Here is a 15,678-nt window from a genome sequence, read left to right on the forward strand (position 1 = left end):
CACCACTCAGAGCCTGTACTTGTAACTTATTAGCTGTATTCATCACTATGACTTTTATCGAATCACTCACGCTGATGTTGGCACTCATGTATCTCGCCTCCCTCAGCTATTGGAGCGGCCAGAAATGGGGCGCGGTCGCCACACTGTTGCTCAGTATTGGTGCGGTGGCAATGAGTCTTTATTGGCCACTGGCTCTCGGGCTTCTTATTGCACTACCACTGATGCTACTTGGGCATAAATTTGCGCCTGATGCACTCAAGGGTGAAATTAAAATCAATACCCTTCGTGAAGGGACTCAACATGTCTTAGCGCTATCGCTCTTGCTGGTTGCCATACAATACACAATCAATACCGTACTGCTTAAGCAAGGAATCACACCTTGGCTAATGCGCCCAGACGTAGTCGATGCCTTTTTACCGATTGCGGGTGGCATTGAGCTTAAAGCCATTATCAGCCTCAATTTGTGGGATCAAACCCATCCTGCGGCAGCAGTCATGCTAGCGGCGGTATTACTCACAGGTTTACTCTGCAAGCGGGCATTTTGCGGTTGGGCTTGCCCATTAGGTTTGGCAGGGGAATATCTGTATTCCTTTAGAAAACGCTTTATTAAATCAGAGCTTACACCACCCGCTTGGCTAGATTGGCCACTGCGAATGTTGAAATATCTATTACTCCTAGCACTTTGCTACATAGTCATTGGTATGCCAGCACAATCCATCCCCCATTATCTTGAAGGTAATTATCATAAGATTGCCGACTTGAAGATGGCATTGTTCTTCCTAACACCCAGCCTAATCACGCTACTGGTATTTGCGCTGATCCTCGCTTTAGCGGCATGGCGTCGTCAGGGATTCTGCCGTTACTTGTGTCCCTATGGCGCTATGCTTGGGATCTTAAGCTTTGCAAGCCCATTAAAAATTCGCCGCAATACCCAGCACTGTCTTATCGAAGCGAAAGGAATGAAATGTGACAAGTGTACCCGCGCTTGCCCAGCAAACATCATAGTGCACACTAAAACCACGGTTCGCAGTGACGAGTGCCAAGCCTGCATGCGCTGTGTCGCGGCTTGCCCTAAATCCGCCGCCCTCGGCCTTGGGCTGAAATCAGGCCATAGACTCGGTCATAAGGGATTGCTCGCATTAGTGCTTATCGCATTATTTATCCTACCGCTGGGCGCTTACTTAGCAGGTTTCTGGCATAGCCAAACACCAGACAACATCCGCATGGAATTGATCCAAGTGATTAATAGAATTGGGCACTAGAACACCTAAAATGACACATATGATGGGATCCAATTGCGATGGAATAAAACACTAACGAAATTGAAAAACAGCAGCAGATAAGACTAGAAAACCTCAAAATGGAAACCTTTAGGTACAACTAAAGGTTGACCAACTTAGTAGGAATAATCTGAAAAGATTAAAATAAAATCATATAGAACAGATGCTTAATTGACACAAAATCTAATTACTGGTCTAATTCGCGCGCATTTAATAAAGGAATGTATTAACCAAAGGAATTATTGTGTGAAAAAATCATTATTGATCGCTCTTACTGCTCTGCCATTATTTGCTTATGCTGGCCCATTCGATTCAATCGTTAAATCAGCAACTCAATCTGTCACTGACACAGTGAATGATACGGCGACCAATGCGTTAGACAGCGCAACGAATGAAGCGATTAAAAATACATTCGGCATTAAAGAAGGCTCAACCAAGCAAACAATCACTGAAAAATTAGGTGCGCCTGCTAGCACTTATAATGAAGCGGATCTAGAAGTTTGGGCCTATGATCTTAGTGCGTTAAATGCAGCTTCTCCAATGCTGGCAGAAACCACTAAGACTTTGCTGAAAGATAATGAAGTCGCTCAGAAAAATGTGACTATCAGCTTCAAAGGTGAAAGTGTCAATGCGGTAAAATTGGCAGATAAAGCTAAGTCATAAGCTTGACTGCTCACTCGATAGGGCTCTAAGTCCTATCGAGTATCCCGACGTCCTCGGCCGCACCACAGCCATGATAGGCGTTAGCAATAAAGCCACTGCCAAGTAATACTACCCAGAAAAACCTCACGTGCCGCCCAGTGACACACTCAGCTAACGCAATCCAGTAACCTCTCATCAGCAGCCCCTCTAAGCAATACCAACAAGCTTTGCCTGATTTTGAATAATCCCAGCAGGCTTGTGTTAAATAATACTTGGGCTAAATGATACATTAAGTGAATGCAAAACAATTTTGTCTCCCAGACCATACTGCAGATAATGGCTTACATCACTCTCTGCAGTATTTTTAATATATACGTCATAAAATTGATTACAATCAGGCAACAGCTAGACTTTATCGCAGATAATATTCCTATACGGATATTAGGAAAATGGTTTTATGTTCCCCAACGGAGCTAACCTATGCGACCCGACCGACAGCAATTGATCCATTCGTTATTTGACGAATATATTGAGATGTATGCCTCCCGTGATGACAGGCTAACTCGTCGCTTTAGTGATAACTTTAGCGGCTATGCAGGGAGCAGTGACCAGCTTGTCACCAGCAGGGAAGAATGGGTGCGAATCACTCGTCAGGACTTTGCACAAGTGCCTGAGCGAATCCACATCGAAATGTTAGATCTTTCTTTACAAGACCTTGCCGACAACCTCGTGGTGGTGACTGCCTTTTTCCATATCCACTTACCTATCCCTAATCCTATGCTTTCCCGCGAGACAGCACGGCTAGTGTTGATATTTCACCGAGAAAACAACGACTGGATGATTGTCCACAGTGGCATATCCATCCCCTACGGCTTAGCCCACAAAGGGGAAATTTACCCGATCGCGCGATTAGAGGAACGTAACGTCGAACTTGAATCCATGATCACAGCTCGAACTAGTGAACTGGCAGAAGCCAATAGGCAACTTGAAATACTCAGCAATACCGACGGTTTAACCAATATAGGCAATCGCCGCCTATTTGACATGATGTTACAAACGGAGTGGAGTCGTGGACAAAGGAGCAATTCATCACTGGCCCTCATCATGCTCGATATTGACCACTTTAAACAATTTAACGATCACTATGGCCACCTCGCCGGAGACGATTGCCTTAAACAATTAGCAAGTACACTATCCCAGTCCGGTCGCAGAGCGGGCGAATTAGTCGCTCGCTACGGCGGCGAAGAATTTGTCATTCTATTACCGAATGTCGATAATCAAACCGTACTTGAGACAGCCCAGCACATTCATCACCTGATCCAATCCATTGCCATTCCGCATGCAAATACCGACCTTGGGATTGTGACAGTGAGCGCAGGCGTCGCCTATCTGCAACCCTCTAAACAACAAAATGCTCTAGAACTTGTTCGCCAAGCGGACGCCGCTCTCTACCGCGCAAAATCCGCTGGCCGCAATTGCATACGGGTGATGGATGAGGACGACTAATACCAATCGTATTAAATATCTGTTCATTCAGCGCGAGTTCAACGCGCTTTAGACAAGGCGAAGGCTTGAAGGCATAGTGGTGCTCTGTCGAAAGCCTTGAACGCAGTATAAAGCGCTTTGCCATGTAGTGAACATCAGCCGCCCTTCGGGAGCCACACAGGCATCCCACTCCCGTGTTGCATTGACTTAAAAGGGAATAACCATTTCTGCGTCAATGCGCCTTGGATTGAGATGCCTGTGAGGCTCTGAACTGATTAGCTATTTAATGTGATTGGTATAATACCCATTACTCAATTTATCCCAACAAAAAGCCCTGCACAGTTTCCTATGCAGGGCTTTTTAAACCGATAGACTCACCTTAAGGGCGTGTCACCTGAATCAACAGGCTGGCATTAACCGCGGTTAAAGCGCTTACGATCGTTTTCAGTCAAGTGTCTCTTACGAACACGAATGTTCTTAGGCGTTACTTCAACTAATTCATCATCATCGATGAACTCAAGCGCTTGCTCAAGTGTCATTGTGATTGGCGTAGTCAACACTTGGGCTTCGTCAGTACCAGAAGCACGCATGTTGGTCAGCTGCTTACCTTTCAAACAGTTAACAGTCAGATCGTTTGAGCGAGCGTGAATACCAACCACTTGGCCTTCGTATACTTCAGCGGCGTGGCCGATAAAGAGACGACCGCGATCTTGCAGACCGAACAGTGCGAAGGTCAATGCCTTACCCGTTGCGTTAGAGATCAATACGCCGTTAGCGCGTTGACCGATATCGCCACCTTTGTGCGGACCGTAATGGTCGAATGAGTGATAAATTAGACCAGTACCAGAAGTCGCAGTCATAAACTCAGTTTGGAAACCGATTAAACCACGGCTTGGGATGATGAAGTCGATACGTACACGACCTTTACCATCAAGCTGCATGTCTTTCATTTCAGCTTTACGGGTACCTAATTTCTCGATTACTGTGCCTTGATCTTCTTCTTCAACGTCAACAGTCAAGGTTTCAAATGGTTCACACAGTTCACCGTCGATAGTTTTCAGAATAACTTCTGGACGTGATACGGCTAACTCGTAACCTTCACGACGCATGTTTTCAATCAAGATTGATAAATGCAATTCACCACGGCCAGATACACGGAAGCGATCTGGACTTTCTGTTTCTTCAACACGCAGTGCCACGTTGTGGACTAATTCTGTTTGCAGACGCTCCAGAATGTTACGTGAAGTCACATACTTACCTTCTTTACCTGCAAAAGGTGAAGTATTAACTTGGAAAGTCATGGTCAGAGTAGGTTCATCAACAGTCAAAGGTGGCATAGCTTCTACTGCACCAACGGCACAGATAGTGTCAGAAATTTTCAGCTCGCCTAAACCTGTGATAGCAACGATGTCGCCAGCGTTAGCAATTTCAACTTCAGTACGGTCTAGACCCATGTAACCTAATACTTGGCCCATTTTACCGTTACGAGTTTTGCCATCAGCGCCAATAATAGTCACTTGTTGGTTAGTTTTAACGCTACCACGCTTGATGCGGCCGATACCGATAACACCCACGTATGAGTTGTAGTCGATTTGCGAAATTTGCATCTGGAACGCGCCTTCGGCGTCAGCATCTGGGAAAGATACTTTTTCAACGATAGTTTGGAACAGCGGCGTCATATCATCGCTCGCTACATCCGGATCTAAAGTTGCAAAACCGTTTAACGCAGAAGCGTAGACGATTGGGAAATCTAGCTGCTCGTCAGTTGCACCTAAGTTATCGAACAGGTCGAATACTTGGTCAATAACCCAATCTGGGCGTGCACCTGGACGGTCAATTTTGTTGATAACAACGATTGGCTTTAGGCCTTGAGCAAACGCTTTCTTCGTTACGAAGCGAGTTTGTGGCATTGGACCGTCAACGGCATCAACTAGCAATAATACTGAGTCAACCATAGACAGAACACGCTCAACCTCACCACCGAAATCGGCGTGGCCTGGGGTATCAACGATGTTAATACGGTAGTCGTTCCACTTGATGGCAGTATTCTTTGCCAGAATCGTGATCCCACGTTCCTTTTCAAGATCGTTGGAGTCCATCACCCGCTCAGTGGCTTCTCCTCGGGTTGCAAGGGTGCCTGACTGTGACAGCAACTTGTCTACCAGGGTCGTTTTGCCATGGTCAACGTGTGCAATAATGGCGATGTTACGTAAATTCTCTAGCACGGATAAACCTCTTACCATCAAACAAAAATAGGGATATTTCAGTAATTCGTTATGGTGATCGAGCTCGATCTACCACAATAAAAAGCGTGCCATTCTACTCCAGAGCGGCCTTGGCGCACAGGATTATTTTTGAACACTTATAAAACAATTCGCCAATCCTTGGGTAATTTCCGCCAATCATCCACTGAATGAAATCCTCTATAGCCAGAGTTAACGCTCTGTTTAATTGCCATATTCGTAGGAAAAATCCGAGTTAAGCAGCTGAATTTGCTATTTTTCGTATTCAATGTTAGCACTGCTAATGTCGATTTAAGCATCAGCAAAATCGACTTAGGTACAGAGAAATTACCACGTGAACACACTGCAATAAATTCTGCGGCACACTTAATCTAACGTTCATGTTGGCGTTTACACCCGATGGCATTAAGACTCACTTCATTGTCACGGGATACCTTTTACGCATGACTGATTTCACTTGGCCTGTGAACAGCAAAGACATTTCGCACATGAGAACGAACTCTTTCCTAATAATATGATAATAAACCACTATTGGATTGATAATGCGTGGCATAGTTGGACAGACTAGCGTGGTTTTATGACAATTATGCGGCGGTTATGCGGTGGTAAATAGTCCCGTTCTGTACTGAAAGTATGTGTGAGCTTCACAGAGGCAGTACTTACTGAGATAGTGAAAGCCAAAGTGTCATTGCCATCTCATTGCCATATAAGTGGTGCATGTTATCGCTGTGCATCCCAGCTTAAGGTTTGCATGAATCAATTCAGTGCGCACCAAAATGGAGTAATGCACCAAAATGCCACAGACAAAAGCACTATTATGGTGCACACGCGAATCCAATTAAGTGCAACAAAGATTTTAAACCATGTTAATCAGTAAGTTAAATTATTGGCATGGATATCGCTTTATAGCTCGTAAGTTTGGCTCAAGATAAATCACTTGAGTTAAAAGATTATAGAAGGGGCATCCCTTTACCCTACCGGAGGCTTGAGAATGTCAGTTGAATCAGTTTTAAAGCAACTTGAAGAATTAGAAGTTAAGTTCGTTGATTTACGTTTTACCGACACTAAAGGTAAAGAGCAGCACGTATCTATTCCTTCTCATCAGGTAGATGCTGATTTCTTCGAAGACGGCAAAATGTTTGACGGTTCTTCTATCGCAGGTTGGAAGGGCATTAACGAATCAGACATGGTACTGATGCCAGATCCAACGACATTCGTACTGGATCCTTTCACCGAAGAAACCACAGCGCTGATCCGTTGTGACATTCTTGAACCCGGTACCATGACAGGTTACGACCGTGACCCACGCTCAATTGCTAAAAAAGCAGAAGCTTACCTGATCTCTACTGGTATCGCTGATACTGTATTGATTGGACCAGAACCAGAATTCTTCCTATTTGACGATGTCCGTTTCGGTACTGACATGTCAGGTTGTTTCGTTAAGATCGACGCTAAAGAAGCGGCTTGGAACTCAGGCACTAGCTACGAAGGCGGCAACACAGGTCACCGTCCATTTGTTAAAGGCGGTTACTTCCCAGTTGCACCGGTTGACTCATCACAAGACCTACGTAGCGCTATGTGTTTAGTGCTCGAAGAAATGGGCCAAGTGGTTGAAGCGCATCACCACGAAGTGGCGACTGCAGGTCAAAACGAAATCGCCACTCGCTTCAACACCTTGACTAAGAAAGCGGATGAAATCCAAATTCTGAAGTACGTAGTGCACAACATGGCACACGCTTACGGTAAGACGGCGACTTTCATGCCTAAACCCATCGTTGGTGACAACGGTAGCGGCATGCACGTTCACCAATCTCTGGCGAAAGACGGTGTTAACTTGTTCGCTGGCGACAAATACGCAGGTTTAAGTGAAACGGCTCTGTACTACATAGGTGGTATCATCAAGCACGCTCGCGCGCTGAACGCTTTCACTAACCCAAGCACTAACTCTTACAAGCGTTTAGTGCCACACTTTGAAGCACCTGTTATGTTGGCCTACTCTGCCCGTAACCGCTCTGCATCAATCCGTATTCCAGTGGTACCAAGCCCTAAAGGCCGTCGTATCGAAGCACGCTTCCCTGATCCACATGCAAACCCATACTTAGGTTTCGCAGCGCTGCTGATGGCGGGTCTTGACGGTATCCAAAACAAGATCCACCCAGGTGAAGCGATGGACAAAGATCTGTACGATCTGCCTCCAGAAGAAGCGGCTGAAATCCCACAAGTGGCAACGTCATTAGAAAACGCCCTTGAAAATCTGCAAGCTGACCATGAGTTCCTGACAAAAGGCGGCGTGTTCAGTGAAGATTTCATCCAATCTTATATCGTACTGAAAACAGCAGAAGCTGAGCGCGTAGCACGTACAACTCACCCACTTGAGTTTGAAATGTACTACAGCCTGTAATGGCTAGCGCTATACAACCGGCTCGCTTTATGTAATTGATACAGAAAATATAAAAGCCTCGATAGCAACGCTATCGGGGCTTTTTGTATTTTGAAGGTATATACAACTTTGATTCTGATTCAATCATCGCGTTGTTCTCTAAATAGGCATCATCGCCAACCACTCTTTTATCATTCATAGAAGGCACGCCAGACACCGCGGCAACAGCAGCAACAATAGAGATAGATGGTTAAAAACCGATTTAAACTATACGAGGGTGCGGCATAAAACCACCCATATAGTCGGAAGTTAACTACCGCGCCATTATTGTTAAGTGTCCAAGCTTTATTCAACTAGGCTGGGGATTGTCAGGGGTAAAATCTGCCAGTTGGGCAGGTTCGCCTGACTCAAATGACGCAAATGTTACGCCATCTAACACGCGCTCATTTTTAAATACACGGATTTCAGAATCAGGTAACTGCGTCATTAGCAATGACAAGATAGTGTGCATCTTATCCAATGGGCAATGAAGACGAATGCTTGCGCGTAAGCCCATTGTTCGTACATCCGATTGGCAGGCAATAAATGGACGATTCCGCGTTACCTTAATCAAATGACGATGCCCATTTTTTATAGGACTCTCGTAAGTAGTCTCTATATTTTTAAAACCGGTGAAGAAAAATGCCATCACAGCAAAACCACCCGCGCCGACCAAGGCGGCCGGGCCTAAAAAGGCCACCCCGACAATACAAACCACCACCCCAAACCAAGCCAGCCCCCGCACTACCGCGTAGGCAGCATCCGGTATAACGTCATGATAGGTGGTAACTAACCCCTCGGTGGTAAGCCGATAATTGTACTGTTTGTCAGCCAACCAGAGGTAGCGCATAAATGGCCCAAAAATCATCGCTATGATGAGAAAATAATACCATTGCTCAAATCCATACCAGTATGTCACCAACCCAACTAGAGCCGTAATCCCGCACGGAATAAGGACCATGATCCACCCAATGCCATACACAGTCGCTACCTTAATATCCCACTCATAGNAACAGTTATTAACAGCAACAATCGAACGCGGGATGGAGCAGCATGGTAGCTCGTCGGGCTCATAACCCGAAGGTCGTCGGTTCAAATCCGGCTCCCGCAACCACTTCTCTTTAATGTAAGAGAAAAATAACCAGCATAAGCTGGTTTTTTTGTGTCTGAAATTAACCACAGTTAAATATAGGACAGAGCAACAGGCTCACTCGTCGGGCTCAATTCTTTATAAACAACAGGCGAAGGTCGTCGCTGATTTAACATTAGCAATCCAGCTCCCGCAACCAATTCTCTTTATTAAAGAGAAAAATAACCAGCACAAGCTGGTTTTTTGTATCTAAAATTCGTAATAACCCTCTGTAAAATCCTAACCAGATCAACATGGTAGCGCTCATCGGATTCAACAACCTATAAACAACCGATGAAAGCCATCAGTTCAAATCATCTTCAACAACAGCGTCCAAAATAAGATTTAAACTGTTCAGCTGACATCAATGCATTTTTTGGATGTCAAATTTCGCCATAAAAGTGTCGGACAATATGACGCCTGCCATAGCACCAAAGGAAACGGTGAAAATCATGATGAAAGGTAGAGGTTTCAAATAAGCGGAAGTCAGAACACCTTGACCGAACCAGTGCAGTAATAGACCAAGCATCATGACGCCAAAGGCGAGCCTATTTGTGGCAAAAAACATCGGAATTTCAAACGCCCACAACGCTTTATTTTCCTTAAATTGAGCGAACCCGAAATAGAGATAAAGCAGTAATGCCACTAAGGCGATAGCGCAGACACTGAGTGTATAAGTTAACTCCGATGCCCCGACCAACACTTGATAGCCGATACGAATGGCATAAATACCGACACCCAACCAAAGTATCAGCAGCGGCAATAAAATGAGTCCCATTTTTATCCTTAAAAGTTGAGACAGACATACACTTAGCACCTAAAGCGGACTTTGAAAATGAGCGCTTAATGCTATTCACTGACCACAGTTTGTGAAGTGAGCACTTGAAATACGTTCTTAGATTGAGCGCTTAGAGTCAAAGTTAGGACTTAGATTGAACGCTTAGAGTCCGTTCTTAAAGTAAATGCCTTAAGCAACAGCTAAAATAGCGCCGAGATCTGCATGCTATTTTATCCGCGCCATATGATACACACTGACAAACTCACCATTTCTAAAGGCAAAATCCTTCGACTCACCTTCAATCACAAAGCCAAACTTTTTATATAGACCAATGGCGGCATGATTATCAGTATAAACTGTTAATTCAATTCGTTTTATATTCATCCATTTATCGGTAAGCTCAAGCATCGCGTTAATCAAGGCACTGCCTATACCGCGGCCTTGCCAACAGTCTTTTACACCCATACCAAAGGAGGCAACATGCCTACGGCGAGGTTGCTCATACACTTCAAAACCCAACTCACCGACAATTTCACCTTCAATCTCTGCGACATAACGATGAACATGATTCGATGTTGCAGCAAGACGCGCCTCCCATTTATCGGTCGATGGCAAAGGTAATTGCAAGGTACCGGCATAGGCATTTGGACAGGCATATACTGCTTGAATGGCTGCAGCGTCACTCTTCTCTGCATGCCTAATCGTAATATTTCCCAATGAGTCCCCTCCATGGTTTTCTAATAAAAAATACCTGTCCGGTTCAACGTACACAGAGCTAAGCACACAGATCTAAATCCACGGATTAGCTTAGGCACAAAGGCGCGAACACTGTGGTAAATCGCAACTTAGCCCGCTTCTTATCAAACCGACTTTACGGATGAAGCTCGCATAAGACAAGTATGAAATTTAAAAAACTATTGATAAACCTAGTTTTTATATGGGTAGATATCAATTGAAATGAGGATTGAAGCACAGCGCTATCTCCACGGCCCTATCACCACAACCCAGCCTCGACATCTTGAAAACACTGGGCAAATAAAAACCCGCTCAAGATAGGTTCTTGGCGGGTTTAAGGGATATCGCGACAATTGAGTCGAGTCGAACAGTTCAGCATTTAAATTAAGCGAATATAATCAACCGCATTACACTAACTAAACTGAGTCACTGTGTTCTGTTAAAGCGGTAAACGGCCATTGAATGACAAGGCTAACGTCGTGCTATCCACATATTCAAGCTCGCCACCAACGGGCACGCCGTGGGCGATGCGACTGATCATCACCTTATGGCGTCTGGCCATATCAGCAATAAAATGCGCTGTTGCCTCGCCTTCTACCGTCGGATTGGTCGCTAAAATCAACTCGGCCACATCACCCGAGGCCAAGTGGCGCTCAAGTAACGCTAAACCTAGCTCTTCCGGCCCAACACCATCGAGTGGCGATAGATGGCCTAAAAGAACAAAGTAGCGACCGGTGAAATGTCCACCCGCCTCAATGGCTAACACATCGGCCGGCGTTTCCACCACACAAATGGTGGAAGACGTACCGCGTTTATGGCTAGCACAAATCGGACAGAGGGTTTCTTCAGTGTAGGTTCGGCAAGACTGGCAATGACCGACGTCACTCATCGCACTGGACAGCGCACTGGCTAATTTAAGCCCTGCTTTTCTGTCGCGCTCGAGTAACTGAAACGCCATACGTTGCGCCGATTTAGGCCCAACCCCAGGTAAACAACGCAGGGACTGAATTAACTCATCTAACAGTGGACTAAATTTCATCGGCTATCTCAATTAAAATGGCATTTTCATGCCTGGAGGTAATTGCATACCACCAGTGACTTCGGCCATTTTAGTTTTTTGGTTTTCTTCGATTCGACGGGCAGCGTCATTACAAGCCGCAGCAATCAAATCTTCCAGCATTTCTTTGTCGTCTTCCATCAGGCTTGGGTCGATTTCAACTTTACGCACTGTGTGCGCGCCAGTCATGGTGACTTTCACCAAACCTGCACCAGATTCACCCACCATTTCCATACGGGCGATTTCTTCCTGCACTTTGGCCATTTTTTCTTGCATCATCTGGGCCTGTTTCATCAGATTGCCCATACCGCCTTTTCCAAACATAGTCTTTTCTCTTCTATTAGGGTTAGTCGCAAGCATTAACGCGGCTAATCTTACTTAAATAAATGGGATTGGCAATCAATGCCGTTATCTTGTTAATAAACTTATGATCTCGATGCCGAGTTTCTCAGCAGCATCACTATAAATATGCACTCGAAGCCTAAATTTAAACCACAGCGTTACAAATTAACGATGAAAATTTTACCCAAAGACTCGCCAATAATAGCTAACTCGCGGCCTCATTTAACTCAGGTAACGCTTGTATTTGCTGACTGCGTAAATTCAACAACTCTGGCGGATACACTAGACTATCGGCATCGAGTTCGGCGCCCATACGTTGGATCAACCATTGCACATTGTCATCATGAATCAATGATTGATGCGCTTGTTGCAGCAACTCTTGGTGGAAACGCTTACGTAACTCTAAGGGCGTTTCCCGCTGTTCATCGATTCCTATGACCACTTGTACCCGTCTTGGGTTCCCGAGCGCAGTAGTTAAGGCTTGCTCAAGCTGCACTATGGCAACATCGGCCGCTAGATGCTTCTGGTTTGGTTTAAGCAGCAACGGCAAAGGATCACTCAAAGTTTGACAGACAGAATTAACCGCCAGTTGCCGCACTCGCCCGCCGATCTCTAAGCTCGCCATCAACTTGTACCAATGTAAATCTAATGGATGACCGCTAATAGGTTGAGTCGAACTGAGCGCGACTTGTGTCTCATGCGTGTGTTCCACTGTATTCGACGCATTTGTCAGTGCTATTGCGCTAACCGAGGCAAACTCTGAGGCGGGTATTTCTTCTTGACGTACAGCCTGATTTTGAAGTATTTCCGACTTCAAACTTGATGCTGCGGCCTGCCCGTCACTCAGGGATAGAGTGTCATCTTGTGCATGATTAGGTGCGTAACTCGCGCCTAAAAGCTCTTGAGCATGACTGGCTTGAACATTATTTATATCAGTAGCTTGCGCGCTCACAGGCTGAACACAGTTAGTTTTATTGCTATCGACTTGCGTCACTTCGATAGATTCAGCTTCAGGCGCTGCCTCCCAAGGCGGACGATCATCTGCAGCGGACGGTTTGACAGGCTTCTCAGAGACAATTCCAGTTGAAATGACGACTGAAGATACTGCTTGGTGCAGATCGATAGGCTCAAGATCTAAGTCGAAGTCATCATCAAAATCTATCGCTAAATCAGGGTCTAAGTCAGATGCTGGATCAACAGAAAATGCCACACTTGGCTGACTCGCTTCAATTTTAGTAACCGATTTAGGTAAGGTTACACCATGTGATTTAGTGTTTGGCGTCTTAAGTTTTGAGTCCAATGACGACTTTTTTTCATCACCGTCCTTAGCACTTAAGGCGTCAAGATCAGATAGCAGCGAATCCCGCGCCGCCAACACAGCTGAGAGAATATCATCGTCGGCTAAGGATACAGAAGCGGCTTGTTGTAGCGCTTGCTCTTGTATTGAATCTGATACTGAGATCTGTGATTGAGTGAAGACTTGAGCCACAGGTGCTGACTGACGATCAGCAGAAGCTTGCATGCCTGCAGCGTTTGAAACACCTACAGAACTTTGAACATCAACAGAATTTATAGCCTCTTGCGAATCAAAGCCATGGTTAAAGTTATCATCATTATAAGCGCCAGAGGAAAAATCAGCATAAACGTCTTGATAGGAATCAAGTGGAGCTGACTCTAGGGCATAATCCCCCATCGCTGGAAATGAATGCTCAGCTTCATTTCCATGAAGACGATTGGCATCATGCTCTAACTCAAACGCGTTGTTATCGATGTTGTTATCGAAGATGTTCTTTGCAGCAGGGTCTTTATCAGAAAGAGTTTTATCTGCACTGTCATCACACTCAACCGCTGTTGAATTGACAGCAGTTTCAGGCTCTGCCGTATTCACTCGACTCAGCTCGGAAGCTGTTGTGACTAATTCAATTCCTTGAATATTCTGAGTATCAATACTAACAACCGATGCCTCGATACCAGCAACAGATTCTGAAGTGTATATAAGAGACGCTTGAACGGTTGATACCGTTTGAGATTTAGCCTCGGCATTCACTGTGCTGGTATTCAAGATGCCAGCGTTAAATCCCTGACTCTGCGCCTGACTTAGAATCACCGCCTGTTCGGCAATTAATGCCGCATCCGCTTCGAGTTCAGATCCAAACTCATGTTCTACTACATCAGCAAGCTCACATGTCGCCTCAACGGCAGCGGTTTGAACAGTTTCAGCTTGCTGACTCGCTACGGTGGACTCAATTAATACCGTTTTTTTTTCAGCAGGCAGTTGTTCCGCAGTATGTGGCTCAGCAAACTTTTGTTCATTTACATCAGTAGCTTGCGCTATCGCAACTGGCGTTTGCCCTTCAGGTAAACTGATCTCAGCGACCGCATCAGGCTGCCAGCGCTTTACTGGCTTTTCCGGCACAAACGCCACAGCGCGTAATAGCGCCATCTCAAGACCCGATTTAGGATCCGGTGCATGGGGTAAGTCTTTGCGGCCTGTTAATAAAATCTGATAATAAAGCTGCACTTGTTCCGGCTTAAGCTGTTCGGCAAAGGCGCGAATTTGTGCGCTATACAAGGATTGCTGCGCGCAAGCGGGGGCAAATTGGGTCAAGGTAATTTGATGTAACAACTCAAGTAAACTGCGTAGCACTTCTTGGGCATCTGCGCCGTACGCGAGCACTTGGGCACATGTATGCATTAACACACCAATATCGGCATCGGTTAAGGCGTTAAGCAAGGCAACTACATGCTGTTCATCAATACTGCCAAGCATAGTTTGCACTTGAGTGAGCATCACATTACCGCCACCAAAGGCGATGGCTTGATCGGTCAAACTCAAGGCATCACGCATACTGCCATTGGCAGCTTTAGCCAGCAGTTTTAGGGCTTCTGCATCAAAGGGAAACTGCTCTTGGGTCAAAATATGATTGAGCTGAGTGCCAATTTCAGCTTGGGTCAGGCTTTTTAAATTGAACTGCAAACAACGAGATAACACAGTCACTGGCAGTTTCTGCGGATCGGTGGTCGCCAGAAGAAATTTAACGTGCTCGGGGGGTTCTTCTAAGGTTTTTAGCAGTGCGTTAAAACTGCTGCGCGACAGCATATGCACTTCGTCGATGAGATAAACCTTAAAGCGGCCACGGGTTGGACGATACTGCACATTGTCTAACAGCTCACGGGTATCATCGACCTTAGTGCGAGATGCGGCATCGACTTCAATCAAATCGACAAAACGGCCTTGGGCGATTTCCACACAACTGCCGCAAACACCACAGGGAGTCGCTGTCACACCTTGTTCGCAGTTTAAGCCTTTGGCAAAGAGTCGCGCTAAGCTGGTTTTACCAACACCGCGCGTTCCCGTAAACAGGTAAGCATGGTGTAAGCGCTGCTGGCTCAACGCATTGGTCAAGGCATGCAAAACATGGCTTTGGCCAACCATTTGATCAAATGTGGCAGGGCGCCATTTTCTGGCTAACACCTGATATGACATGGAACTCCCCAGAGTATGTGATACAAAAGCGGGAGCATGCGCCCCGAGAACTTTGAAAGATAACATGCCATGATTTGACAT

12 protein-coding genes and 1 tRNA gene are annotated in these 15,678 nt (G+C 45.6%); 5 read left to right on the plus strand and 8 right to left on the minus strand.

Annotated elements, in window-relative coordinates:
• The first annotated feature begins 47 nt into the window (after positions 1–47).
• Positions 48–1,262, plus strand: a complete 1,215-nt coding sequence (locus HUB64_RS16650; protein ID WP_105251123.1) for a 4Fe-4S binding protein — start codon at positions 48–50, stop codon at positions 1,260–1,262.
• A 264-nt stretch (positions 1,263–1,526) separates the two neighbouring features.
• Positions 1,527–1,943, plus strand: a complete 417-nt coding sequence (locus HUB64_RS16655) for a hypothetical protein (protein ID WP_105251122.1) — start codon at positions 1,527–1,529, stop codon at positions 1,941–1,943.
• 25 nt (positions 1,944–1,968) lie between these two features.
• Here HUB64_RS16655 and HUB64_RS16660 read toward each other — a convergent pair whose 3' ends face one another.
• Positions 1,969–2,118: a hypothetical protein gene (locus tag HUB64_RS16660; RefSeq protein WP_173497438.1), complete on the minus strand. Its 150-nt coding sequence runs from the start codon at positions 2,116–2,118 to the stop codon at positions 1,969–1,971.
• Positions 2,119–2,402: 284 nt separating this feature from the next.
• Between HUB64_RS16660 and HUB64_RS16665 the strand changes: the two genes are divergently transcribed.
• Positions 2,403–3,428, plus strand: a complete 1,026-nt coding sequence (locus HUB64_RS16665; protein WP_173497439.1) for a diguanylate cyclase — start codon at positions 2,403–2,405, stop codon at positions 3,426–3,428.
• Positions 3,429–3,820: 392 nt separating this feature from the next.
• Here HUB64_RS16665 and typA read toward each other — a convergent pair whose 3' ends face one another.
• Positions 3,821–5,632, minus strand: coding sequence for a translational GTPase TypA (typA, locus tag HUB64_RS16670; RefSeq protein WP_105251119.1), 1,812 nt, complete (start codon positions 5,630–5,632; stop codon positions 3,821–3,823).
• 1,009 nt (positions 5,633–6,641) lie between these two features.
• Here typA and glnA point away from each other — a divergent pair.
• Positions 6,642–8,051, plus strand: a complete 1,410-nt coding sequence (glnA, locus tag HUB64_RS16675) for a glutamate--ammonia ligase (RefSeq protein WP_113941334.1) — start codon at positions 6,642–6,644, stop codon at positions 8,049–8,051.
• A 328-nt stretch (positions 8,052–8,379) separates the two neighbouring features.
• On the opposite strand, the gene HUB64_RS16680 is transcribed toward glnA, so the two are convergent.
• Positions 8,380–9,030 carry a hypothetical protein gene (locus HUB64_RS16680; protein WP_254306293.1) on the minus strand — a complete coding sequence of 217 codons (651 nt, stop codon included), beginning with the start codon at positions 9,028–9,030 and terminating at the stop codon, positions 8,380–8,382.
• A gap of 76 nt (positions 9,031–9,106) precedes the next feature.
• Between HUB64_RS16680 and HUB64_RS16685 the strand changes: the two genes are divergently transcribed.
• A tRNA-Met gene (locus HUB64_RS16685) sits at positions 9,107–9,183 on the plus strand.
• Positions 9,184–9,562: 379 nt separating this feature from the next.
• Here HUB64_RS16685 and HUB64_RS16690 read toward each other — a convergent pair.
• The 5 genes from HUB64_RS16690 to dnaX form a co-directional block, all read right to left on the minus strand.
• Positions 9,563–9,976: a hypothetical protein gene (locus HUB64_RS16690; protein WP_173497440.1), complete on the minus strand. Its 414-nt coding sequence runs from the start codon at positions 9,974–9,976 to the stop codon at positions 9,563–9,565.
• A gap of 225 nt (positions 9,977–10,201) precedes the next feature.
• Positions 10,202–10,693 carry a GNAT family N-acetyltransferase gene (locus tag HUB64_RS16695; protein ID WP_173497441.1) on the minus strand — a complete coding sequence of 164 codons (492 nt, stop codon included), beginning with the start codon at positions 10,691–10,693 and terminating at the stop codon, positions 10,202–10,204.
• A 457-nt stretch (positions 10,694–11,150) separates the two neighbouring features.
• Positions 11,151–11,750, minus strand: a complete 600-nt coding sequence (gene recR, locus HUB64_RS16700; RefSeq protein WP_006082081.1) for a recombination mediator RecR — start codon at positions 11,748–11,750, stop codon at positions 11,151–11,153.
• 12 nt (positions 11,751–11,762) lie between these two features.
• Positions 11,763–12,092: a YbaB/EbfC family nucleoid-associated protein gene (locus HUB64_RS16705; protein ID WP_006082082.1), complete on the minus strand. Its 330-nt coding sequence runs from the start codon at positions 12,090–12,092 to the stop codon at positions 11,763–11,765.
• Between the two features lie 223 nt (positions 12,093–12,315).
• Positions 12,316–15,678, minus strand: a complete 3,363-nt coding sequence (dnaX, locus tag HUB64_RS16710; RefSeq protein ID WP_173497442.1) for a DNA polymerase III subunit gamma/tau — start codon at positions 15,676–15,678, stop codon at positions 12,316–12,318.

Origin of the sequence: Shewanella sp. ISTPL2 (assembly GCF_013283205.1) — a bacterium.
Lineage (GTDB): Bacteria > Pseudomonadota > Gammaproteobacteria > Enterobacterales > Shewanellaceae > Shewanella > Shewanella oncorhynchi.

What these genes read in the sequence shown, in the direction of transcription:
- HUB64_RS16650 (WP_105251123.1), top strand. Translation starts at nt 48, where the DNA reads ATGACTTTTATCGAATCACTCACGCTGATGTTGGCACTCATGTATCTC.
- HUB64_RS16660 (WP_173497438.1), bottom strand. Translation starts at nt 2,118, where the DNA reads ATGAGAGGTTACTGGATTGCGTTAGCTGAGTGTGTCACTGGGCGGCAC.
- HUB64_RS16665 (WP_173497439.1), top strand. Translation starts at nt 2,403, where the DNA reads ATGCGACCCGACCGACAGCAATTGATCCATTCGTTATTTGACGAATAT.
- glnA (WP_113941334.1), top strand. Translation starts at nt 6,642, where the DNA reads ATGTCAGTTGAATCAGTTTTAAAGCAACTTGAAGAATTAGAAGTTAAG.
- HUB64_RS16680 (WP_254306293.1), bottom strand. Translation starts at nt 9,030, where the DNA reads ATGGTCCTTATTCCGTGCGGGATTACGGCTCTAGTTGGGTTGGTGACA.
- HUB64_RS16690 (WP_173497440.1), bottom strand. Translation starts at nt 9,976, where the DNA reads ATGGGACTCATTTTATTGCCGCTGCTGATACTTTGGTTGGGTGTCGGT.
- recR (WP_006082081.1), bottom strand. Translation starts at nt 11,750, where the DNA reads ATGAAATTTAGTCCACTGTTAGATGAGTTAATTCAGTCCCTGCGTTGT.
- HUB64_RS16705 (WP_006082082.1), bottom strand. Translation starts at nt 12,092, where the DNA reads ATGTTTGGAAAAGGCGGTATGGGCAATCTGATGAAACAGGCCCAGATG.
- dnaX (WP_173497442.1), bottom strand. Translation starts at nt 15,678, where the DNA reads ATGTCAAATCATGGCATGTTATCTTTCAAAGTTCTCGGGGCGCATGCT.